The sequence below is a fragment of the Flagellimonas flava genome (assembly GCF_050617915.1).
GTDB classification, from domain to species: Bacteria; Bacteroidota; Bacteroidia; order Flavobacteriales; family Flavobacteriaceae; genus Flagellimonas; species Flagellimonas flava_A.
Window position 1 is genome coordinate 449669 of the sequence record NZ_JBODQE010000003.1, and the last position, 22500, is coordinate 472168.

A 22500-nucleotide genomic window follows, 5' to 3' on the forward strand; every position below is an offset into this window, starting at 1 on the left:
GATCATCCAGTCAAGCTGGGCGCAAGCGTATCTTGTGGCATTCTTGGTTTACTTTGATTAACTTGGTAGGAGTATTTGGGTTAGGTTAATGCATTATAAAACAGAACATTATGAAAAGAAGGTTTTTTTTGGAAAAGTGTATGTGGAGCGCTGGGGTTTTGTCAGCTTCACCTTTTGTAACCTACGGGTACAATTTCCTTGATGAGGGAAGCGGCCCAAATGCAAGTGACCTAAAATTATCATTGGCGCAGTGGTCTCTGCATCGGCAATTTCAAAATGGGAACCTTAATGCCGCTGACTTTGCCAGTATCTCCAATGACACCTATGGGATAAACGCCGTGGAGTATGTAAACGGTTTTTATAAAGATTCCGGGAAAGACGAGCGCTTTTGGGCAAACATGAAAGAACGGGCGGACAAGGCAGGCGTAAACAGTTTGCTGATCATGGTAGATGAAGAGGGTGACCTTGGCGCAGCAAATGAAAAGGAAAGGATAAAAGCGGTTGAGAATCATTACAAATGGGTCAATGCGGCTAAAATTTTGGGATGCCATTCCATCAGGGTCAATGCCTTTGGTGCAAGCGATAGGGATACCTTTAAGTCCGCCATGACTGATGGTCTTGGACGCCTGTCCGACTATGCCGCCAAGGAAAACATCAACATTGTCATAGAAAATCATGGTCTGTACAGCTCTGATGCGCAATTGATAACGGAAATCTTAAAACAGGTGGGTACCTCAAATGTGGGAACCCTTCCAGATTTTGGAAATTGGTGCCTTACCGCCAAATGGGGAAGCACCAAAGGGGATTGCGATAAAGCCTATGACATCTACCAAGGCGTAACAGAATTCTTGCCATTTGCCAAAGGGGTCAGTGCCAAATCATACAATTTTGATGATCAAGGAGAACACCCTTCCATAGATTATTACAAGATGCTCAAAATTGTAAAGGACTTTGGATGGGATGGGCATATTGGCATTGAATACGAAGGGGATGCGCCTGAACATGAGGGCATATTACTTACCAAGGCATTGATTGAAAAGGCTTGGAACAGCTTGGATTAGGGAATGCCGCCACCCCGTGATGACTAAGTCATTTGGATTTCTAAGATTGTTTTCTGTGACGAATATAATTGTAAATGCATCAATAATGTGCTAAATTGCACCAATAGTATTACATTAAACGATATGGCTACAGTTAGAAAATCCATCACCTTCACGCATCAGCAAGATTTGTGGATCAAACAGCAGATTGAGAAAGGAGATTATACCAACGATAGTGAATACTTAAGGGATTTGGTTCGCAGAGATCAAGCCAATCAACAAAAGTTGGAGGAGCTACGGGCAGCAATTCAAACAGGTTTGGATAGTGGGGTGGGTGACAAAACTGTTGAGGAAATTTGGAAGGAAGCGGAGGAGCGTCATGCCAAAAAGAATTCCTGAATTTCAATTGACCAAAGCCGCTGAATTGGATATTGCTTCTATTGCAGAATACACCATTTATAAATTCGGGATCAATCAAGCACGCAAATATCGGGATGGACTCATTGAAACTTTTACTTTGTTGGCATCCAATCCTAAATTGGGCTTGACCTTTTTCCTTGGGAATCAAGTTGGGTTAAAAAGATTGCGTTTTGAGGCCCATATGATTTTCTACAAAGAAACTGCAACGGGAATTTTAATTGTAAGAGTACTTGGAGGGATGATGGATTTTAAAAGGCATTTTTAGGGTTGGGCTTGATATAGTTCTATGGCCTTAACATAATTGATGGCTCCGTCCATGGTCATATCATGGATAAACCCATCAAGTCTTGGGTGATTTTTCTGGATCCAACTGACCAAGGAATCCCGCTCTTTTTGCCAAATGCCCCAATCGGCTCCTGCGCATTCCCCAGATTCAATTTTTGAGATTTTTCCCGAATCAAAAGAGATATTGAACTGACAGGTCAGGGGATTGTTCTTTAAAAATTCATAACGTACGGATTCCGAAGCCACATTGACTATGACCTCATTGTCCGCTTCATCCAATTTCACTATGGCATAGGAGGTTTTAAAAATGGAATCCCATTTAAAAAATTCATAGAAACTTTCATGGGTATATGGGGTAACATAATCCCCTGATGTTATGGTGAGGGTGTCATTGATCAATGCTTTTATTTTTTGGTAATTCCCTTCTTCAAAGGCCTGGTAATACTGGGTTACCATCTCTTTAGGTGTCGGTTTCTTCTGGTTGCAGCTTGCTGATAATAGCAAGAGGGATAGGATAACAAGGGTGTTTTTCATTAGGAAGTATTCGGAGGTTAAGATAAGGTTTTTATCGCTCAGCAACTCCAAGATTTTAGGCTTGCAAATTGGCGTATCTTTATAACAAGCTTGGTATTAAACAATCCCATCATGAAATTGACATCCATTGCCCTTTGTTTGGTAACCCTTCTCTCGTTCGGGTGCAAAAATCAATCATCTGGAAAAACTGCAATTGTTGAAGAAACTATTGAAAATGGCAACCAACCCATGGTTAGTTTTACTTTTGATGATGGAATTACCGCGGATTTGGCGGGGTATCCGTTTAAGGAATGGAACCAGATGCTGCTGTCCCATCTGGAAAAGGAGGGTCTCAGGGCCACTTTTTTTGTCACGGGGCAGAACAAATTGGATGAAAAAGGCCAGTTCCTTCTCAAAAGCTGGAACGACAGGGGACATCAAATTGCCAACCACACCTTTTCCCATCCCAACTTTAATGCGGATGCCAATACTGCCCAAATGTTTGCCGATCAATTGCTGCGTACAGATTCTGTAATTTCAAAATTTGGGAACAGTTCCAAGTTGTTCCGTTTTCCATATCTGAAGGAAGGGAAGAACCGCGATAAGGTGGACAGCATTAGAAATATCCTTGCTCAAAACGGCTATCGAAATGGGTATGTCACCATTGATGCTTCGGATTGGTATGTCAACAGCCGTTTGATCAAAAAAATCAAGACCAACGGAGTTTCAAATACACAGTTTGACTCTTTTCGTGACTTTTATGTACAACACATTTTGGATCGTGCAGCGTATTATGAAAATCTGTCCTATGAAATAAACGGAAGGCATATTAAGCATACATTGTTGCTTCACCATAACCTGACATCGGCTCTTTTCCTTGGAGATTTGATTGAGGCTTTTAAGGCCAAAGGTTGGCAAGTTGTGGACTCGGACAGGGCGTTTGAAGACCCCGTTTTTGGGCGAATACCAAGTCCCGATTTTGCGGGCGAAAGTTTGATCTGGTCTTTGGCCAAACAATCGGGCAAATACGAAGACCGATTGAGATATCCCGCCGAGGATAGCCGATATGAAAAAGAAAAAATGGATCAATTGGATTTGTAATGGGAAAGTTGTCTTTTAAACCTATTGTGCTTATTGCAGCTGGACTGGTCTTTACGCTGTCATGCGCTCAAAAACCCTCTAAATCGGTTGAGGTGAGGGGGGTCTATGGGAATCCCAAACCCCTTTGGGACAAAGGATATCAGTTAAATGAGCTTGGGGTCAATGCCATTTTTGTCCATAGTGGCGCCATTGATCAAGCCATGGTGGAAAGAGCCAAATCCGAAGGGGCAAAGGTATATGCCGAATTTGCCACCTTGAACGGGAAAAATTATGTGGAAAATCACCCTGAGGCTTGGGCCATCAATGAAAAAGGTGAAAAAGTGGAGGCGGCTACCTGGTTTATGGGAGTGTGTCCTACCGAACCGAGTTTTCTGGAATATCGCTTTAATCAGCTAAGGGATTTGCTATCCAATTTCGACCTTGATGGAATCTGGATGGACTATGTGCATTGGCATGCGCAATTTGAAGACCCCGAACCCATTTTGCCCGAAACCTGTTTTAATGACCATTGCCTCAATGAATTTTCAGCATACGCTGGTCTGCAAATACCTGAAGGAACCACTTCCGAAAAGGCACAATGGATTTTAACCCAACATGATACCGAATGGCGGAATTGGAGATGCAAAGTCATTCATGATTGGGCTGTGGAAATGAAGAAAATTGTTAAGGAAGCCAATCCCAATGCACTCTTGGGACTCTACCATTGCCCTTGGGATGACGAAGAATATGAGGGCGCCCGCCGACGCAATCTTGGGTTGGATTATGATCTATTAAGGGAAACTATTGATGTGTTTTCTCCTATGGTTTACCATGGAAGAATGCATCGAGACCCCAATTGGGTGGAAGAAAATATTAGCTGGTTCAGCAACCGATTGAACATTGAGAAGGGAGCTTATCCCAAAGTATGGCCTATTGTTCAAGCGCATGATGATCCTGGCATTATCTCCAAAGAGGAATTTGAAACCGTGCTTTTAGGTGGACTGGCAGGAGAGTCCACTGGAGTGATGATGTTTACTACAAATTCCGTCGCCAAAGATGAAGCTAAAACAGAGGTGATGCAAAGCTTGTATCTCGGACTAATGGAGAAATAAATGTCCACAGCCGAGAAAAACATATCCAACCAAATTGATCATTTGTTCAGACATGAGTATGGTAAACTTGTTTCTGTGTTGACCAAAACTTTCGGTACATCCCATATCCAACTTGCCGAGGATGTGGTGCAGGAAGCTATGTTGGAAGCCCTGAACCAGTGGAACTATAACGGGGTGCCGGAAAATCCAGTGGGTTGGATCTACCAGGTGGCCAAATACAAAGCGGTAAATGTCTTGAACCGCGAAAAGTACAAGCGGCAATACGCCTCAGATGTCGCCCAACAACTGCAATCCGAATGGACTTTAAAGCCGGCTTTGGAACACATCTTTACGGACAAAGAAGTTGCGGATGATCAGTTGCGCATGATCTTTACCTGTTGCCACCCGTCCATTTCATCGGACTCCCAGGTGGCCCTGACGCTCAAAACCCTGTGTGGATTCAGTATTCCTGAAATAGCCAAAGCGTTCCTGACCCATGAGGAAAACATCAACAAAAGATTGGTTAGGGCGCGAAAAACCATAAAGGAGGCGAACATCCCATTTGAAGTACCAACTGGAAAGGCACTCGAAAAGCGATTGTCCAGCGTTCTTGAGACCATTTATCTCTTGTTCAATGAGGGTTATAATGCCTCTTCGGGGAATAGCCCTATCCGATATGAGCTTTGCGAGGAAGCCGTTCGACTTGCAGAAATAATTGCATCAAATCCGAATACAAAATCGTCCAACACCTATGCCTTGTTGGCTTTGATGAACCTGAATATGTCCAGGTTCAAATCAAGGGTGGATGAATTTGACAATGTTCTGGATTTGGAGCATCAGAATCGAAGCGATTGGGACAGGGCGCTTATAAAAAAGGGCTTGTATTTTTTGGAAATGGCCACCCAACAAAACGAAGTATCCATTTACCATATTCTGGCCACCATTTCGGCCCAACATTGTACAGCAGCTGACTATAATTCCACAGACTGGGTAGGTATTTTGGAGTTGTACGATATGCTTGTCCAAATAGATAAATCTCCCATTGTGCAGCTCAACCGTACTGTGGTGTTGTCCAAAACCAGTCACCCAAAGGAAGCATTGGAACAGCTCGGCAAGATAGGGGATACACAGACTTTCCGTAAGTACTTGCCATATTATACAACCAGGGCGGAGCTTCATTTTCAGAATAAGGAGCCGCAGAAAGCCATAAACATCTTAAATAAAGCCTTGAAACTACCATTGGACGCAAATAGTAAGTCTTTGATAAACAGCAAGTTGATAGAGTATTCCAGAAAAAGTTAGTTTTTTTTCGAATTCGATGTCCTTTTTGCTTCCTTTCATTTGACTATGGGGTGTACAACCATTATTCAATGTTTAAAAAAATAGATTATGCAAGAATTTATGATTTTCATCAAAACCAAAGGAGACCATCTGGAGGGTTTATCCCCAGAAGAACAGCAGGCCCATGTTCAAAAGATTGGACAATATATTGGTGGGCTCATGGAGTCCAAAAAGTTGAAAGGCGCCCAACCTTTGGATATGGATGGTGCCATTATACATGGGAATAAAGGGACTTTTAAGGATGGCCCTTTTAATGAATCCAAGGAAGTCATCGTGGGGTACTTCCATATTTTGGCCGAAAACCTGGAAGAAGCAGTTACCATTGCCAAAGCCAATCCCATGTTTCATGATGCCGAGGGAACCATAGAGGTGAGACCTATCAAACAAATGGAAGGTATAAACTAAAATTGGGATAGTATGCATTCAGATATACAACAAAGCACACCAGAGTATAACGGACATTGTGCTTTTGCAGTCAGTACCGGAAAAACAGATGTGAAGGGAGGAAAACACAGCCTGACCATTGAGGGGAAGGAATACCTTTTCTCAAACCCTATAGCCAAATTTTTATTCAAACTGCTCCCCAATCGTATTGAAAAGGCGGACGCTAACTGGAAAAATAAATAGGATGAAAAAAGGAGTTAAAATTACGCTGATATCAGTGGTGATCCTCTTGGGCTTGATTTTCACCTTTGCCAAAGTAAAAAGGGTAACACCCTTGTCCTGGGGACACAAGCAGGTGAATCAACCCATGTTTTCCAATGAGGCCATCAATGGATATGATCCAGTGGCATATTTTAAAGAGAACAAGGCGGTTCCTGGCAATGAGGCAATCACGTATCAGTGGAACCATGCAGATTGGAGTTTTTCAAGCGAAGAAAATAAAGCTTTGTTTGCTGAAAATCCGGAAAAATATGCCCCTCAATACGGAGGATTTTGTGCCTTTGCCGTCAGTAAGGGGTTTACGGCCAATTCGAATCCGAATACCTATGAGATACTAGATGGGAAACTATATCTTTTCGATAGCGAAGATATAAAGGCTGATTGGAAAGCCAATTCGGAGGAAAGTTTGCGCAAAGGAGATACAAACTGGGAGTAATTCATTGATTATTTCTCGATGTATTAAGAGCGATTTGGAATATGTCTGAATCGCTTTTTATTTAATGATCAAAGGTACTTTCATTTTGATTTTTGTGTATTTTTATATCGTACATCGTAAATAAACGATATATGAATTTTACATCTGATTTTAACATCGTAAAAGAAGCGTTGGAAACTTTTACCATAGAGATTGATTTCCCCGGGAATAAAGTAATCCGTCAAACACCATTGGATCGGTTGATTCAAGAGTTGGACTTGTCTTCATGGATAAAAAAAGGAGGGCTTGAAGGGCAAGGCTTAAAAGACTTTTTATCCGCATTTCTAAGCTATCAAACCAGGTTGCATCATTCCGGTTATTTGGGACACCAATGTGCTGCTCCGCATTATGCTGCAGCTTTGGGAAGTTTTGTCAACAACTTCACCAATAATGTGCCCTCTATCTACGAAATGGGCCCTGCCTCTGTTGCCTTGGAGGTTTTTTTGGTCAATTGGATGTTGGAAAAGGTGGGATGGAAACCAACTCCTTTGACCCCACAAAACTGTACGGCCGAAGAAGCCTATGGTGGAGGGGTATTGGTCAATGGCGGTTCCATTGCCAACCTCACTGCATTGATTATGGCCCGGACTCAAGTAGCGCCGGAAGTTTGGCAAGAGGGAAATCCAGATGGACTTGCTATTTTATTGCCCTCAGAAAGTCATTATTCGCTGACCAAGGCGGCTGGAATTTTGGGGATAGGCAAGGAGGCCATCCACTTTGTGGATGTTGACGGGCGTGGTGCGGTTATTCCGGATAGTTTACCGAGCATTTTCAGGAGGGTTCAAGAAATGGGGCACTTGCCCATAGCACTGGTGGCCAACGCCTGCAATACTCCAGTAGGCATTTATGACCCCTTGGACGAAATCGCGGATTTTTGCCAAGGGCAAAAGCTTTGGTTCCATGTAGACGGCGCCCATGGTGCCAGTGCACTTTTGTCCAAAACACACCGGCATAAATTAAAAGGGGTTGAGCGGGCCGATTCCCTGGTGTGGGATGCCCATAAGTTGCTCCAAGTGCCATCGCTTTGCGCCGCCTTGCTGGTCAGGAACCATAAACTTTTGGATCAGGCGATGCTCGTGGGGGACAATGCCAGTTATTTGTTTCATGATAAGGAACAACCTGGGGTGGATACCCTGCACCGAACCATTGAAACTACGAAACCTGGTCTAGGCGAACGGTTGTTTTTTGTACTGGGAGCCATCGGGGAAGACGGAATGGCGGATTTTATAGATCGGCAATACCAACTTGCTTTGGATACTTATTACTACCTGCAAAACCTTCCTGATTTTGAGTGCCCAGTACAACCAGAGAGCAATATCCTTTGTTTTCAACATACCGGAACGGCGATTGATTCCCTCTTCCTTCGGAAGAAGCTGTTGGAAGCCGGAGAATTTTATCTGACCACCACCTTGTTCAAAGGCACACGTTACCTGAGATTGGTTTTTATGAGCCCTAATACCGAGCTCAGGCATATTGAACATCTTGTAAGCTCCATCCGGGAAATAGCCGCTAAGATTTGATTTCCAAAGAAGCAGCTTCTGTGGCCGTAAAATGGATGTCAATGCCTGGATTGGGATGCACATCCGTATGACCCGAAGGCCATTCAATTTTAAGCGAATCTATGGCCCTGGATTGCCCTAATCCAAAATGCAGTTCGTAGTCATTCTGACTGGCATAACCGGTCACCGGGTACATCCAGCGGTATTGCACTTTTCCGTTAGCAAACAAGGATACTTTTGCCCCAATCCCAAAGCGGTTGCTTTGTGTTCCGTTTAGTCTAAAGCTGATCCAATGATTGCCTTCGGTTGTATTTTTATAAAAGCGGTTCACTTGGTCACTGCTGCCCCAATTGGCCACAAAAATGTCGAGATCGCCATCCCGGTCAAAATCGGCATGGGCCGCTCCGGCGGAGGTATCAGCATGTTTTAAAAGATGCCCGCTAAAATCCTGTTCAAAACTGCCATCCCCTTTGTTCAGATAGAAAAAATTGAACATCTCAGGCCTATAGGTACCGTTGGCCACATAAAGATCCAGATCACCGTCATTGTCATAGTCACCCCAAGTATGCCCCTTGGATGCGCCTCCCATTTGTTGGGAAACCGGTCCCTCCATAACAGGACTTAGATTTCCAGAACCGTCATTGTTGTAGAGAAAATTCTTTTTATCAAAATTGGCCAAAAACAGGTCCAAATCGCCGTCATCGTCATAATCCGCCCAAGAAACCCCATAGGAATAGCCTACATCCTGGACCAAATGTCCCTTTTCCACTTTTTGAAACTCCCAATTTCCCAGATTTATATAGTAATCGTTCGCAGCCTGGGCATTGGCAATATAAAATTCCGGTAAGGCATCCCCATTGGCATCCCCACAGGCACAAGCACGCGCACGACCCGACCCTTCCGACAGCAGGTGCTCCTCCATAAATTCAAAATTCCCATCCCCCAAATTTTTATATACTCGGTTGGGACCCTTGCCGGAGGCCACAATAAAAGCATCCAAGTCCCCATCGCCCTCAATATCTGCCCAACAAGCCATGGAGGCACGGATACCTTCCTCTGTCAGGGGATGCTCGGTGATTCGGGTAAAACCCAGATTGTCAATGTTGTTGAAAAGGAAATTGGGTTCATCATCTCGCCCCACCACGTAGAGATCTAAATCCCCATCGTTGTCATAGTCCACCCAATTGGCCCCTTGGGCACTACCGCCGTGTCGTACCAATTCTGAAAATACTTTGATGTCAAATCCACCTTCAGTCATTTTTTTAAAGCTACCATTACCGTTATTTCTATAGAACGCATTCCATTGTCCGCCGGAGTTGGATACATAGAGGTCAGGGTCGCCGTCGCCATCATAATCGCCCCAAGCTACCCCGCGGGAAAGCCCACCATCGGTAGCAATTCTACCTTCGGTAATTTCTTCAAAAATGGAAAGGGATTGTTCTTTTTTTGTTTCTTCGGGATTTTCGGCACAGCCCATAAGGAGTAAAGGAAAGCTGGCCGCAAGCAGCAGTTTTAGATTGGATGACATAGTTAAATCGTTTATTGCTTATAAACGAAAATAATGTTAATTGGCATGCAGGTTTTATAAGCTTATGTTAATTTTAAAGCGAATCAAAAAGTTTCATCGGATGAGGTTAAAGCAATTTTTGATGGTATGTTCCTTTTGTGCAGTCTTTGGTGGATTTGCGCAAGACGAAAGTTATCCAACCGAAAAATGGGGTGAGGATGTGGGCTTGATCAAACCCGAAAGCGTGGTTTTTGATGTTGGGAATGAATGTTTGTATATCTCCAACGGACAACAATTTGCACCGGGAACGGATGGTTTTATTTCCAAGTTTAACAAAGACGGCCAACTGGAAGAGCTCAAATGGGTGAGCGATTTAAGCCGACCTACGGGAATGGCTATCCACAACAACCAACTTTGGGTAGCCGATGTAAACCAACTTAAAGTCATCGAAATTGCAAGTGGAAAAGTGGTGAAAAGCTACTCGGAACCTATTAAAAACTCAGGATTAAATGACGTGGCCATCAATTCGCGAGGTGAGGTCTATGTCACTGCTTCCTTCATCCATTCGGTGTTCAAGGTAGAAGGGGATTCCCTGAAGCCGTGGGTCCAAGACGAAGAACAATTGCAATGGGCCAATGGTATTTATGCCCTAGATCAGGAAGTTTTGGTGGGGGGTACCCACTTGGCTAGCATCGATATAAAAACGAAAGCCATCCGAAAAATAGAAACAAACCCACCCGTTGTTGATATGGATGGACTGTGGCCCGATGGTCTCGGAGGTTATTACCTGAGCACGGTGGAAGGTACGGCCCTTTGGCATTTGGATGCCCAGGGAAAATCCACGCGCTTGGATCAAGGGGGCGACTATTTTGGCGACCTTCAATATGTAAAGGAAACCGCCACCCTGTATGTTCCAAGAGGAAACCACACAGCGCAGCGTTACTATTTAGAGGTGGTTACTTTAGTTAAACCCTAGCCTTTATTTCCACTCGGCCTTGGCCTTGGCAAGATCTTCCCTGAATACAGGGTTGTCCCACATGGCCACCAGCATACGGTGTGCCAGCACCCTTGCAGCTTCCTCGTCACTGGGATAATGGATGCCCATAATCTCGCGCGATTCGCCTACTTCGTAAGCCAGTTCTAAAAATTCGGCTCTCTTGTTCGGAATCAGTTCGCTCCAGGTAAAGGCCTGTATATAGGCCCATAAAGTGTGCCCGCTGGCAAAGGAAGGGGTACGCATCCGAGCCAGAGGTTGTAAATAAGGTTCCAAATGGTAGGGACGTGCTCGGCGTAAGTGATACTTTACGGTGAACTCCATAATGCGCATGTCCTTGGTAACTCCCTGCAACAATTTGGCGGTATGTGGATAGTTTTCCGGGTTGCAACTTTCACCCATTACAGCACGGCCTTCATAAAAAAGGTCTTCCATATTGCTTTGATAGCGTTCGTGGTTTTTGAGCACGGCTATGTGCGGCCAATAGCCAATGGGAGCTAGAAAATTGACGGAGCGATCTACCTGCGCTTGACTTCGTTTTTTCTGCCAGTCCAGCAGAAAGTCCAGCTCGGCTCGGGTCTGGTCCGAAGAGTTGGCGGGGTACTGCACGCTCTTTTTAAGGGTTTCTACTTGGGCGGCCGAGAGGTAGGCCGGGGCGGCCATGGTATAGATCAAACTACCGCTGCTGTATTCCGATGCCGGAAAGCTGATCTTGTCCAGTTTTGCACGTTCAGGGTTGGGTTTGGCGTCTAGTTTTTGCAAGGTTTTGTAGTGTGCCTTTACAGGCTCTAGGGGTGCAATTTGCGCCCAACTAAGGGTAAGGGCAAACAAGGCTAAAAAGAGTGTCGTTTTTTGAATCATGGAATAGTTTTTAGTTATACATCGTTAATAAGCGATAAACGAATTTAACCAAAACACCGAAACGAGAATGGGATTTAACAGCAAATTAATAGTTGGGGATTACAGTTTTAGAAAACCACGAAACTCCTCCAGCAGCGGTTTGTTAAGGGTGTAAAAGGTGAACTTTTCATGGCTCTCCGTAAGGAAAAGGCCGGCCTCCTTTAGGATCTTTACGTGTTGGGAAATGGTGCTCTGGGAATAATCGAACATTTGCACCAGATCTTTGTTACAGGTAACATTGTCTACCCCCTCGCCACAGTTTTTGGTGCTGAGGTAGCGTACCAGCGCCACACGGAGCGGATGCGCCAAGGCGTTGGCCACCACGGCGGTTTTGCGATCCGTATCGTTAATGTACTTGCTGGTAATCTCCGCCCTGATCCTCATCTGTATCGTTTACTGCAAATATACAATATTGTTAGGGCTATTCTTCTGGGATGATGTAGGGTTCAAAGAACCGTTCCAGATGATGGATATGGGTGTAGGTTTGGGAAACAAAGACACAGTGTTTGAGATTTCGGGAATGAATGCGGAAGGAAAGGGTAAGTTGGTCAGCATCCATATGAAGGTGGCCTTGATCCAAGGGACTGGGAAGGTGCAGCATGCTGCCCAGATAAAATTCCTGCTGCATGGGCGGGGTAAACCCAAAGTCAAAATTGAAGATCAGATTGTCTACCACTACCATTTGGGGAAGCCCTTTACGGGGTCTTTTGTTAATCACAATACGGCTATTTTGTTTGTACACTTGGTTTAGTGGCCTATGGACAAGGCTGTTCAACACGGTATGGGTACCAAAGGTAATTTCCAGCGAAGCATAGGGGCTTTTATGGAGAAAGTCATGGATGGTGGGCAGGATAGGCTTTTGCATAGTAGGATTTTTGAATGCTAAATGTTGAATTTTAAGTTTTCAGTTGTCAGCTAACAGTTGACAGTTTTGGGATTTGGGTTTTGGAATTTGTGATTTCTAGTTATGGGTTCAGAAGTCAGAAATCAGTATACAGACTACGGACTTTTGACTTTTAACTATCGACTTTCAACTTTATAGGGAGGTTGGGATTGTTGGATTTTTAGAAATGCGGTGATAGCAAGGTAAGAAAAATACGCAATATAACACCAAATGGTGCTTTTATTCGATTGATGGAATGAACAATTTGCCTTATGCCAAAAAATCTATCCAAAGAAGAAGAACAATATCTTTTAAAATTTGGTTCGAATCTCAGGCGCCTCAGGGATAATCGCGGGATGACTCAGGCTGACCTGGTTTATGAGGCTGGAGTTCATGGAAATATGGTGGGTAGGATAGAACGTGGTGAACGAGCAGCTAATATTCTTCAGTTGGAAAAAATTGCTAGAGCCTTGGAATTGGAGATATCGGAGCTTTTTGAATTTGTGGAGTGATGTGAGTCACCAGTTGAAAACTGGCGGTAACTGGAGATATGGCAAAAAAACTTTCTCAAGACGAAAAGGAATTTCTGAAAACACTAGGGAAACGGATTAGGCAAATCCGAAAAAGTCAAAACTTAACCCAGCAGGATTTGGGTTTTCAAGCACAAGTCCATGACAATCTCGTGGGAAGAGTAGAAAGAGGAGAAATGGGAACCAACATTTTGAATCTTTACAAATTAGCTAAAGTCTTAAATGTCGATTTAAATGAGTTTTTGGAGTTTAATGAATGATAATAAAACTTCTTGTTTGCAACTTTGAGATATGTCAAAGCGTGAGCGAAAAAAGGAAATCCCGGCTTTTTGTATAGCATTGGGCAAGCATCTAAGGGCCTTGCGAGCAGAAAATGATGTGAGTATTGAAGAAATTGCCTTTAAGGCAGGGATTGATGCTCAAAATCTGCGAAAATATGAGTTGGGAAAACAGGAAATGAAAATCTCCATGTTAAAGAGAATTGCTGACGCTTTTGAGATGACTACATCGGAGTTATTGGCTTTTGACAAGTAAGTTGAGTTTTAACCAATCGGTGGGCAACCCTTCCACAATTAGATGTTTTTTGGACATCGTTCTAAGCATTTGAATTGAAGTATCTTTATCCAAGCGTTAGCAAATATTAAAAACAAGAATGTATAAAATAGAAGTTGAAAAAAACGAAGAAGAAGAACTTCCGATACCGCATTTGTGGAGACCGACTTTTAAAGAAATCGTGAATGCCTTTGTTCAAAAAGACTACGGACTTAGTGCTGGAATAAATAATGTAAAACCAGTTTCGGAAAATACTGCTGAACAAATAAAGGAATACATTGAGGATTACGGAGAAGTGTTGGTTGAATTGCCGGATGAAACTTGGAACACATCCGTGTATATATGCTATGGAAGTTATTGGAATGTACTAATTGATTTATATACTGAAGAAGAGGGACTGAGTGATTTAGTTCTAAACGCAGAAGTCAGAGAAATCAACAATGATTATCAATTCGAAATTAGACTTGTTTATGTTCCATAAATAATAAAGTTTGCTAACAATGGCTATAATTAATTGTGCTCCGCAACCGCAAAATCACCCAGTCAAGCTGGGTGCAAGCACATCTTGTGCCATTCTAAGTTTGCTTTGTTAATTTGGTTGGATACACAATACCAGTTTTAAACTGGCAGTAGCACCTGGTAATTGGAATTAGATGAATAAATCTGTTGACAGTTATTTTATTGCAGGATGTGGACGTTGTCCTCTTGGTGGCACACCTGATTGCAAGGTAAATACTTGGATCATGGAGTTGGAACTGCTGAGGAAAATTGTCCTTGACTGTGGATTGACAGAAGAATCTAAATGGGGGGCACCATGCTATACATTCCAGAATAAAAACATCCTTTTGGTTAGTGCCTTAAAAGAGTATTGCTGTATCAGCTTTTTCAAAGGTTCTTTATTAAGTGATAGTAAAAACCTGTTAAAAAAACCTGGTCCAAATTCACAGGCTGCGAGGCTTTTTAAGTTTAAGGGCGTTGATGAAATTCAAAGGATTGAAAGTGAGATAAAAGCGTACATCTTTGAAGCAATTGAGGTGGAAAAAGCCGGAATAACTGTTACTTTTAAAAGGAACCCAGAACCTATTCCTATGGAATTGGAGTCCAAATTTGATGAAGACCCAGTTTTGAAAACTGCTTTCGAGGCTCTAACTCCTGGAAGACAGAGAGGATATATCCTTTATTTTATGCAACCCAAACAGGAAAAGACAAGGATTTCTAGGATTAAAAAATGTGTTCCTATGATATTGTCTGGTATAGGCTTGCACGATAAGTATAGGTCCATGAAAAAATAACAACCAAGCCCAAGAAATTATATGAGAAAACTGAAATTACAGATGCAAGTTTCCTTGGATGGATTTAATTCAACAGGTCTGAATGATGAGCAGCAATGGGTTACATGGGCTTGGGATGAAATTAAGCAATATGTTTTGGAAATAGCGGACTCTGCCGATACTGAAATTATAGGGAGAAAATTAGCGGTTGATTATATTCCATATTGGCTCCATACCTTGACTAAACCAAACGACCCCATGTATGAATTGGCTAAAATTAAGGCCAATCAAAAGAAAATTGTTTTCTCAAGGACATTGGAAAAATTGGAGCTGGAAAATACGGTACTTGAAAAAGGGAACTTAAGAGAACAAGTAATCAAAATGAAAAATCAAAACGGCAAAGACATTATGGTATATGGAGGTAGCTCATTTGTCTCAAATTTGATAGAGGAAAGTCTAATAGACGAATTTCATTTATTTATTAACCCTATTGCTCTGGGTAGGGGCATCCCCATTTTTAACAAGTTAGATGATTGGCAACAGTTGAAATTGATAAAGTCAATTAGTTTTAAAAGTGGAATCGTTCTGCTTCATTATAAAACAAGATAAAATTACTACTACCTACAATCTTAAAGCGCAAACCCCTTCCGCTCGTGCAAGATCACCCAGTCAAGCTGGGTGTAAGCACATCTTGTGGCATTCTAAGTTTACTATGTTTAATTTGGTTTGATGAAACCACCAGTTGCAAACCTGAGGTAGCAGGAGGCCTCCCCCATTTTTAAAATTGTGTACTTTTAATACGGCCTGATTTCAAACGGACAATTTTCTGTTAGAAATGTCCGCGAATTAGGAAACCATAGTAAATCCAACGCAATGGCCAAAACTGATCAAGTTCAAAATATTAAAGGCTCTATGCTGGCCTTTAAACTATGTAAGCTTATTCCTCAGTTTCCAAGAATTATCAGCAATATTAAAAAAGCCAAAGGGATCAACGGGGATAGCACTGAATCCATAGGAAAGGTCATTGAATCAAAAGCCATTGCACATGGAAATGTTGTTGCACTCAGATATGAAGATCAGAGTTATACCTATCTAGAGTTTAATCAAGTCATAAACAGATATGCCAACTACCTTCTCTCAGAAGGCGTGAACCATGGTGAAACAGTCATTGTTTATCTAGAAAATAGACCAGAGCTTTTATTTTTAATAGCGGCTTGCGCTAAAATTGGAGCCATTGCTTCTTTGGTCAATCCAAATCAAAGAGAAAAAACGTTGATTCACTCTTTGGATCTTACCAAATCAAAGTTTTATTTCATAGGGGAGGAACTACTTCCTTTTTTCGAAAATGTGCGCGACTCATTGACCAAAACCAAGGAGGATAATTATTACTGGGTTTCGGATAGGGGAGCAGGTAATTGTCCAACCCATTTCAAAAATGTAAAAAACGAACTGGAAAAAGTCAGTGCAAATAATCCAGCCACAACGCAAGAAATAAAGGGGAAGCAAGTTTATGCCAACGTATTTACCTCTGGCACAACAGGCTTGCCCAAAGCGTCACTACAAACCAATAGAAAGTGGTTGGCAACCTATTATTGGTTTGGAAAAGTCAATATGAACCTTAACAGTAATGATGTGATGTATGTTCCCCTTCCGTTTTATCATACCAATGCACTGATTGTTGGCTGGCCTACTGCCCTGGCTGGTTCGTGCACTATGGTAATGCGAAGGAAGTTTTCGGTCTCAGAATTTTGGCAGGATGTTAATACATACAACGTCTCTGCCTTTATATACATTGGTGAGCTGTGTCGCTATTTACTGAATGCACCCGCTTCAGGTTTGGATAAAAAGCACCGAATCAAAAAGATAATGGGGAATGGTCTTAGACCAGATATTTGGCTTGAATTTAAAGAGCGATTTCAAATTAAGAACATTTTTGAATTTTATGGAGCTGCCGATGGCAATGTTGGTTTTACCAACACCTTTAATTTTGATTGTACGATTGGATGGTCGCCGCAAAACTTCAAAATAGTAAAGTACGATATTGAAAATGACGCACCTGTTAAAGACCCAAATGGTTTTCTTGTTCCAGTGAGCAAAGGTGGGACAGGTCTATTGATTTCAGAGATTAGCAATGAAGCTATTTTTGATGGTTATGTGAATAAGGCACAAAATGAAAATAAAATTATTCGCAATGCTTTTAAAACTGGGGATACTTGGTTCAATAGCGGTGATCTATTGCAGGACATTGGATTCAAACATGCACGTTTTATAGATCGTATTGGGGATACATTTCGTTGGAAAGGGGAAAATGTGGCCACCGCGGAAGTAGAAGGGATTATTAGTCAATTGGATTCTGTGGAAATGTGCGCAGTTTATGGCGTAAAAATCCCAAATAATGACGGAAGGGCTGGAATGGCAACGATTGTAAAGCATGGGAATGTAGATTTTGAAATTGAAGAAATTGCCAACCACCTTTTAGAACAACTCCCTAAATATGCGGTTCCTGTTTTTATCAGATTGAAGGACAAGATTGATTTTACGCATACACATAAAATCAAAAAATTCAATTTGAAAAAGGAAGGTTTCAATTGTAATGATGAAGTTTTTGTTAAGCTTCCAAAAAGCGAAACCTATATCCAACTAAATAAAGATCTATTGAAAGAAATTGGTGCAGGAGACCACATATTTTAAATAAAAATTGCAAATTATTTTGTAAGCCCTTCACTCCCGCAAGATTACCCCGTCAAGCTGGGTGCAAGCACTTCTTGTAGTGCTAGCCTAACAAATGCTTTCCCATATGGAGGGCAAGAGTCACAACGCCTCCGTTAAAAAAGCGATCATTGCCTTTACGCCATTCCTGTAATTTCCCAATCTCAGGTTTTCGTTGGGACTATGTTGATTATTGTCACTATTGACCGTGGTTACAAGCACAGCTGGAATGCCCAAGGTGGTTACAAAGGGTGAAATGGGAATGGAACCACCACCCATTCTTATTCGTATGGGATCCACCTCATAGGCTCTATTATAGGCCCTTTGGAGCCACTGGCCCACTTCTGTATTGAAATCGGTTTGAAAAGAATGGTAAAACACTTTATGGGTAAATGTTACGATTTTATCATACTTCATTCGTTCCTCATCCGTAGGTTCTTTGTCAATAACATGAAAGCCTTGCGCTTCTATGTGTTTTTGCACCAAACCAATAAGGCGTTGCGGGTCGGATCCCTGAACCAGCCTCATATCCAATTCTGCTATGGCATCGCTGGGTACAATGGTTCGGGTCTGCTCCCGTACCCATCCAGATTCCATCCCCAGAATATTGAGTGATGGGTATTGGATGGCCTCTTGATAGTAGCTCCCAACTTTGTCGGGCTTAACTATTTTGAGCCTGTTTTTAATCTCAGTCTCATCATCCGGAACGGATTTCAGTATTTTTTCCGTGGCCTCATCAATATGGACGCCGTCGTAAAATCCAGGAATGGTAACCCTCCCGTCATCGTCTTTCATGGAAGCCAGCAACTTGGATAACCGCAGGGCCGGGTTTGGGGCATAATTGCCATAATGGCCACTATGTTGCGGTACTATTGGGCCATAAGTGGTCAATTGCATTTGTGCAATCCCCCGCGCTCCAAACACCAAGGTAGGTTTGTTGGAATTATGGACTGGCCCATCAAGAATGATCAGCATATCTGCACTTAGCAAGTCCGAGTTGTCCTTTACCGCTTGCGGAAGGTGTGGAGAACCTAATTCCTCCTCAAAATCCATGATCACCTTCATATTGAAATTGGGCTCAATTTTTAGGGACTCAATGGCGTCCAAAGAAGCCAGAAACATGGCAACAGGCCCTTTGGCGTCCGAAGCGGCACGGGCAAACACCCTCCAGTCATCCTCGTAGTTCTCTATGTTCTCCCAAGGGATTTGTTCCCAATCCCCTTTTTCATTTTGTTGCTTCAATGCCGGAACCCAAGGGCTTTCCTGAAACCATTTGGTACTGTCAACGGGTTGGCCGTCCAGCTGCAAATAAATAAGGACGGTCTTTTGGGCTGATTTTGCTTTTCGTTCTGCCAGCAGAAGAGGCACATAGTCAGTCTTGATCCTAGTGGTACTAAAGTTTCTACTTTGAAAAGCATTTTCGCACCATTGCACATTCAATTCAATGTCTTCCGGATAATTGGCGTCTGAGGGGATGGAGAGCAAATCCCTATACATGGGAAAAGAAGCTTTTGTGAATTTGGAAGCAAGTGCTTCCAGTTCTGCTGATTCCAATTGTTGCGAAAACAAGCCGTTTACGCTTAAAAATGCCAATACAAATAGTAGTTTCTGCATGAGGTATCCCTTTGAAGCTAAAAGTAAAGATTTTTAGTTCGCTAAATAGTTTCAGGTGAAACCAAAATGAGCAGATCACTGTGAGACCGTATAGGTTCTCGATACATCCCGAAGCAAGTTCGGGACACTCGAACTGACGTTTTGGTGGTAGCCTTGTGGAACGCTACTACTTCTGGAATTGATAAATAACGTAAGGTGCAACAGCTATCCAAACGAGGACCAAAATCCAAACGCGTCCTTGGAAAATATTGTAATCATGGAGAAGTTTTTCCCAAGGATGTCCTACAATGTAATGACCAAAAAAAAACTCAAATAGCACAGTTAGCAATAACCATAGCAATCCAATCCATATGGTTTGATTGGCAGACGTTGGCGGCCACATTTTAAATACAGCCCAAACGTAGACACCCAGCAAGAGAATCATTGTGGCAGAAGATGTCTGGTGGGCATGGAGTTCACCTAAACGACTTGCCAAAAATTTCTCCCTGAACAATCCGTTGGCAATCGCAATAAGAACCATTGGAAACCAGGCTAAAACATAGGTGCGCATTTGTTTGTTATTTGTCTAAAGTCTTCTGAATTCTAACAGATGATAAACCTATTAATTGTGAAGGTGAATTTTAATGACTTTCGTCACTAACCTGAATAACCACTAATTCCAATGGAATGGCATTCCCCCGTTGTTAAATTAAGCCGAATTTCAAAAAAGCAATTCCCGCCATCAAAAACAAAAATGATCTCCGTTTTCCAATCTGTACCCCTGCTATCACAGAATCCGTTGATCCAAATCTCTTTTTCCACTTTTACCATAGCAGACTAATGTCCTGTGACAATGCCAGTTTGAACAACTGGATACCATGCTCTTGGGGAGCCAAATGCACCAAAATTTTACTCCTTGGGTGAGATGTGTTATAATTTGGCAAGAAAACAAGGAATAATACTACAAATTCCGTATATTGATAAATCAACCTTAGAACACATGAACCATCTTAAGAACCAAATATATGGATCTGTAGGAATCCTTGTATTGGCAGCCCTGCTTGTATTATTGATCTTGTTTAGAGAAGGCTTTTGGGCTTAGCGTACGGTTTCTTTTGCAGAAAGTGCTAACCTTCTTTTTTGATTCTCCAGGGAGGATTTAATCTATTTTCCCCGCCATAAAACAGAATCAATTGATTGCCGTCTGGATCCTTTAATCGGGCTTCCCTCCAAAGCCACCGTTGATCGGTAGGCTTAGAGTCAAATTCTATGCCTTTTTGGATCAAACCTTCAACATGGGTATCCAAGTCTTCGCACTCAAAATATACATAGATTCCATCGCCACTGGGCAACTGTTCTGTCTGGTGAATAGAGAAGGTGGAGTTTCCATCCGGACATTCAAATCGGGCATAGTGGGGAAAGGCTTCCACGATCAATTTTAATCCCAAGGTCTTATAAAAAGGAACGGATTTGGATAAATCCAAGGAAGGAACGGTAATTTGGTTTAAGTTCATAGGTAGGTGAAGGTATTATTTTACTCCCTCCCCTCCAAGAAATCTTTTGAGTCGCCCTAAATGGAAATTGAGGTAGAATAGCCAACTTCAAACCCTAGACGATGCGTTTCTCATTAACTTGTGAAATGAGGTGCTTCAGCATATTTTCCACAGGCGGCTTTTCATAAACACCATCAATTCCCGACTTTTTGGAAAGTGCTTGGACTTCATCGTTTATAAATCCTGTTAAACCAAAAATGGGGATTTCAATGCCCTTATTTCGAATTTCTTTGGCCAGGTCGTAACCACTTATTCCCGGCATGTTGATGTCCGTAAAGATCAAATCTGGATTTATGGCCTCTACCTGATCAAGCAAGGCCTCTCCATCTTCAAGCATGGTAATGTTTCCGCCAATTTTACTGAATACGACTTCGGAAAGGGTTCGCATCAAGATATCATCATCAACCACCACAATGTTTAATTGTTCTTCTTTTGAAAGTAATTCTTGCTCCGCAAATTGATTGGAAACTGGCTCTAAGGTTCCCAACTCCCGAATAGGAAGTTCAATGGTAAAGCAGGAGCCCACCCCAACCTTACTGGTCACGGTTATTTCCGCTTGGTGGGCATCCACGATCTTTTTAACGATCATAAGCCCCAATCCTGTACTCTTTTCACCAGCTGTTGACTTTACAGACGTTTTGGCAAAGGGATCGAACAAAGTGACAATTTCGTTTTTCGGAATGCCTTGTCCTTCATCCTCGAGGGAAATCACTAGATGGTCATCTTTTTGATGGGCCTTCAAATGGATGGAGGTGCCCTCATGTGAAAACTTGATGGCGTTGGTGATCAGATTGTTGAAAACCTGGTTCATCTTGTTGCGGTCAAAAGCCGTTTGAAGTCCATTGACCTGAATATCGCCAATAAGACTGATCTTCTTGTTGTTGGCAAATACTTGGTTGAACTGGATGCTGTTTTCCAAAAAATGACCTACATCCACCATTTCCTCTTCAAGATCCATATTTCCGGACTCAATTTTGCTGACATCCAAAAATTCATTTACTAGGTTTTGGGCAAATTTGGTGGAAACGAAAATGTTTTCCAGTTCCTGGATTTTGGCAGGGTCCTTAAGGACAGGCTCTAATTCGTTTAGAAGGGATTTGGAATAAAATTCGATTATTGCCAATGGATTTCTAATATCATGTGCAGCTATGCCCAAGAATTTATTTTTGAGTTGGTTCAGCGTATCCAGCTCTTGATACTGCTGTTCCAAGGTTCTTTTTTGATTGTAGAGGGTGACAAAAATGTCCACTTTGGCCGCAACAATCTCAGGATCCAAAGGTTTATATAGATAGTCCACAGCGCCTTCAGAATACCCTTTGATCACGTATTTTTTTTCTTTGTTGATAGCTGTGGCAAAGATGACCGGTACGTTTTGGGTGTTCTTTTTGCTCCTAAATATTTCCACGAACTCAAAGCCGTTCATCTCTGGCATTTGAACATCCGTGATGACCAATGCAAATTCGTGCTTTCGTGCCAATTTTAAAGCCTCATTTCCGCTTGTGGCCGAAATAATTTCCCGGTCCTCCCTTTCAATAATCTGTTCCAGGGAATATAAATTTTCCACTAGATCATCTACAATAAGAATTTTTGCTTTGTCCATT

General features: G+C 42.3%; 27 protein-coding genes. 18 read left to right on the top strand and 9 right to left on the bottom strand.

The features are described from left to right. Positions 1-110 precede the first annotated feature (110 nt). The 3 genes from ACRHOZ_RS10620 (at position 111) to ACRHOZ_RS10630 (ending at position 1725) form a co-directional block, all read left to right on the top strand. Positions 111-1061, top strand: coding sequence for a sugar phosphate isomerase/epimerase family protein (locus ACRHOZ_RS10620; RefSeq protein WP_431125438.1), 951 nt, complete (start codon positions 111-113; stop codon positions 1059-1061). A gap of 123 nt (positions 1062-1184) precedes the next feature. Next, positions 1185-1439, top strand: a complete 255-nt coding sequence (locus ACRHOZ_RS10625; protein WP_431125440.1) for a type II toxin-antitoxin system ParD family antitoxin — start codon at positions 1185-1187, stop codon at positions 1437-1439. Continuing rightward, positions 1420-1725, top strand: coding sequence for a type II toxin-antitoxin system RelE/ParE family toxin (locus ACRHOZ_RS10630; protein ID WP_431125442.1), 306 nt, complete (start codon positions 1420-1422; stop codon positions 1723-1725). Before ACRHOZ_RS10625 ends, ACRHOZ_RS10630 begins: the two co-directional genes overlap by 20 nt. Here ACRHOZ_RS10630 and ACRHOZ_RS10635 read toward each other — a convergent pair. Continuing rightward, on the bottom strand, positions 1722-2279 hold the full coding sequence (locus ACRHOZ_RS10635; protein ID WP_431125444.1) for a hypothetical protein: 558 nt from the start codon (positions 2277-2279) through the stop codon (positions 1722-1724). The two genes, ACRHOZ_RS10630 and ACRHOZ_RS10635, sit on opposite strands and share 4 nt — an antisense overlap. A 111-nt stretch (positions 2280-2390) precedes the next feature. On the opposite strand from ACRHOZ_RS10635, the gene ACRHOZ_RS10640 reads away from it, so the two are divergent. The 7 genes from ACRHOZ_RS10640 to ACRHOZ_RS10670 all read left to right on the top strand — a co-directional run bounded on the left by ACRHOZ_RS10640 (position 2391) and on the right by ACRHOZ_RS10670 (position 8428). Next, positions 2391-3359: a polysaccharide deacetylase family protein gene (locus ACRHOZ_RS10640; protein ID WP_431125446.1), complete on the top strand. Its 969-nt coding sequence runs from the start codon at positions 2391-2393 to the stop codon at positions 3357-3359. Next, positions 3359-4450, top strand: coding sequence for a hypothetical protein (locus ACRHOZ_RS10645; RefSeq protein ID WP_431125448.1), 1092 nt, complete (start codon positions 3359-3361; stop codon positions 4448-4450). The genes ACRHOZ_RS10640 and ACRHOZ_RS10645 overlap by 1 nt, the downstream gene beginning before the upstream one ends. Continuing rightward, positions 4451-5731 carry an RNA polymerase sigma factor gene (locus ACRHOZ_RS10650; RefSeq protein WP_431125450.1) on the top strand — a complete coding sequence of 427 codons (1281 nt, stop codon included), beginning with the start codon at positions 4451-4453 and terminating at the stop codon, positions 5729-5731. Between the two features lie 87 nt (positions 5732-5818). After that, complete coding sequence (locus ACRHOZ_RS10655; protein ID WP_431125452.1) at positions 5819-6175, top strand: YciI family protein; 357 nt, start codon at positions 5819-5821, stop codon at positions 6173-6175. 12 nt (positions 6176-6187) lie between these two features. Next, on the top strand, positions 6188-6397 hold the full coding sequence (locus ACRHOZ_RS10660) for a hypothetical protein (protein ID WP_431125454.1): 210 nt from the start codon (positions 6188-6190) through the stop codon (positions 6395-6397). Between the two features lies 1 nt (position 6398). Then, complete coding sequence (locus tag ACRHOZ_RS10665; protein WP_431125456.1) at positions 6399-6869, top strand: YHS domain-containing (seleno)protein; 471 nt, start codon at positions 6399-6401, stop codon at positions 6867-6869. Between the two features lie 131 nt (positions 6870-7000). Then, positions 7001-8428: a pyridoxal phosphate-dependent decarboxylase family protein gene (locus tag ACRHOZ_RS10670; protein ID WP_431125458.1), complete on the top strand. Its 1428-nt coding sequence runs from the start codon at positions 7001-7003 to the stop codon at positions 8426-8428. Here ACRHOZ_RS10670 and ACRHOZ_RS10675 read toward each other — a convergent pair. After that, on the bottom strand, positions 8418-9935 hold the full coding sequence (locus tag ACRHOZ_RS10675) for a CRTAC1 family protein (RefSeq protein ID WP_431125460.1): 1518 nt from the start codon (positions 9933-9935) through the stop codon (positions 8418-8420). The genes ACRHOZ_RS10670 and ACRHOZ_RS10675 overlap by 11 nt on opposite strands. Positions 9936-10035: 100 nt before the next feature. Between ACRHOZ_RS10675 and ACRHOZ_RS10680 the strand changes: the two genes are divergently transcribed. Beyond that, positions 10036-10890 carry a hypothetical protein gene (locus ACRHOZ_RS10680; protein ID WP_431125462.1) on the top strand — a complete coding sequence of 285 codons (855 nt, stop codon included), beginning with the start codon at positions 10036-10038 and terminating at the stop codon, positions 10888-10890. A gap of 3 nt (positions 10891-10893) precedes the next feature. Here the strand turns inward: ACRHOZ_RS10680 and ACRHOZ_RS10685 are convergent, their stop codons facing one another. From ACRHOZ_RS10685 to ACRHOZ_RS10695, 3 genes are all read right to left on the bottom strand, one after another. After that, positions 10894-11769 carry a phosphatase PAP2 family protein gene (locus ACRHOZ_RS10685; RefSeq protein ID WP_431125464.1) on the bottom strand — a complete coding sequence of 292 codons (876 nt, stop codon included), beginning with the start codon at positions 11767-11769 and terminating at the stop codon, positions 10894-10896. A 99-nt stretch (positions 11770-11868) separates the two neighbouring features. Then, a complete protein-coding gene (locus ACRHOZ_RS10690; protein ID WP_431125466.1) occupies positions 11869-12192 on the bottom strand; it encodes an ArsR/SmtB family transcription factor in 324 nt (107 codons plus the stop codon). Between the two features lie 37 nt (positions 12193-12229). Beyond that, positions 12230-12673: a hypothetical protein gene (locus ACRHOZ_RS10695; RefSeq protein ID WP_431125468.1), complete on the bottom strand. Its 444-nt coding sequence runs from the start codon at positions 12671-12673 to the stop codon at positions 12230-12232. A gap of 290 nt (positions 12674-12963) precedes the next feature. Here ACRHOZ_RS10695 and ACRHOZ_RS10700 point away from each other — a divergent pair, with 290 nt between their 5' ends. The 7 genes from ACRHOZ_RS10700 to ACRHOZ_RS10730 all read left to right on the top strand — a co-directional run bounded on the left by ACRHOZ_RS10700 (position 12964) and on the right by ACRHOZ_RS10730 (position 17735). Beyond that, complete coding sequence (locus ACRHOZ_RS10700) at positions 12964-13203, top strand: helix-turn-helix domain-containing protein (RefSeq protein WP_431125470.1); 240 nt, start codon at positions 12964-12966, stop codon at positions 13201-13203. Between the two features lie 38 nt (positions 13204-13241). Next, on the top strand, positions 13242-13481 hold the full coding sequence (locus ACRHOZ_RS10705; protein WP_431125472.1) for a helix-turn-helix domain-containing protein: 240 nt from the start codon (positions 13242-13244) through the stop codon (positions 13479-13481). A gap of 31 nt (positions 13482-13512) precedes the next feature. Beyond that, entirely contained in the window at positions 13513-13755 is a 243-nt protein-coding gene (locus ACRHOZ_RS10710) for a helix-turn-helix domain-containing protein (RefSeq protein WP_431125474.1), read from the top strand. 118 nt (positions 13756-13873) lie between these two features. Next, entirely contained in the window at positions 13874-14254 is a 381-nt protein-coding gene (locus tag ACRHOZ_RS10715) for a DUF7668 domain-containing protein (RefSeq protein WP_431125476.1), read from the top strand. Between the two features lie 172 nt (positions 14255-14426). Beyond that, positions 14427-15065, top strand: a complete 639-nt coding sequence (locus tag ACRHOZ_RS10720; RefSeq protein ID WP_431125478.1) for a YdeI/OmpD-associated family protein — start codon at positions 14427-14429, stop codon at positions 15063-15065. 21 nt (positions 15066-15086) lie between these two features. Further along, positions 15087-15653 carry a dihydrofolate reductase family protein gene (locus ACRHOZ_RS10725; RefSeq protein ID WP_431125480.1) on the top strand — a complete coding sequence of 189 codons (567 nt, stop codon included), beginning with the start codon at positions 15087-15089 and terminating at the stop codon, positions 15651-15653. Positions 15654-15917: 264 nt separating this feature from the next. After that, a complete protein-coding gene (locus ACRHOZ_RS10730; protein WP_431125482.1) occupies positions 15918-17735 on the top strand; it encodes a long-chain-acyl-CoA synthetase in 1818 nt (605 codons plus the stop codon). Between the two features lie 120 nt (positions 17736-17855). Here the strand turns inward: ACRHOZ_RS10730 and ACRHOZ_RS10735 are convergent, their stop codons facing one another. From ACRHOZ_RS10735 to ACRHOZ_RS10750, 4 genes are all read right to left on the bottom strand, one after another. After that, positions 17856-19367 carry a M20/M25/M40 family metallo-hydrolase gene (locus ACRHOZ_RS10735; RefSeq protein ID WP_431125484.1) on the bottom strand — a complete coding sequence of 504 codons (1512 nt, stop codon included), beginning with the start codon at positions 19365-19367 and terminating at the stop codon, positions 17856-17858. Positions 19368-19533: 166 nt separating this feature from the next. Continuing rightward, positions 19534-19917: a hypothetical protein gene (locus ACRHOZ_RS10740; protein WP_431125486.1), complete on the bottom strand. Its 384-nt coding sequence runs from the start codon at positions 19915-19917 to the stop codon at positions 19534-19536. Positions 19918-20473: 556 nt separating this feature from the next. Further along, positions 20474-20860, bottom strand: coding sequence for a VOC family protein (locus tag ACRHOZ_RS10745; protein WP_431125488.1), 387 nt, complete (start codon positions 20858-20860; stop codon positions 20474-20476). A 94-nt stretch (positions 20861-20954) separates the two neighbouring features. Further along, positions 20955-22499 (bottom strand): hybrid sensor histidine kinase/response regulator, encoded by a 1545-nt coding sequence (locus ACRHOZ_RS10750; RefSeq protein WP_431125490.1) that lies wholly within the window; start codon positions 22497-22499, stop codon positions 20955-20957. Between the last annotated feature and the right edge of the window lies 1 nt (position 22500).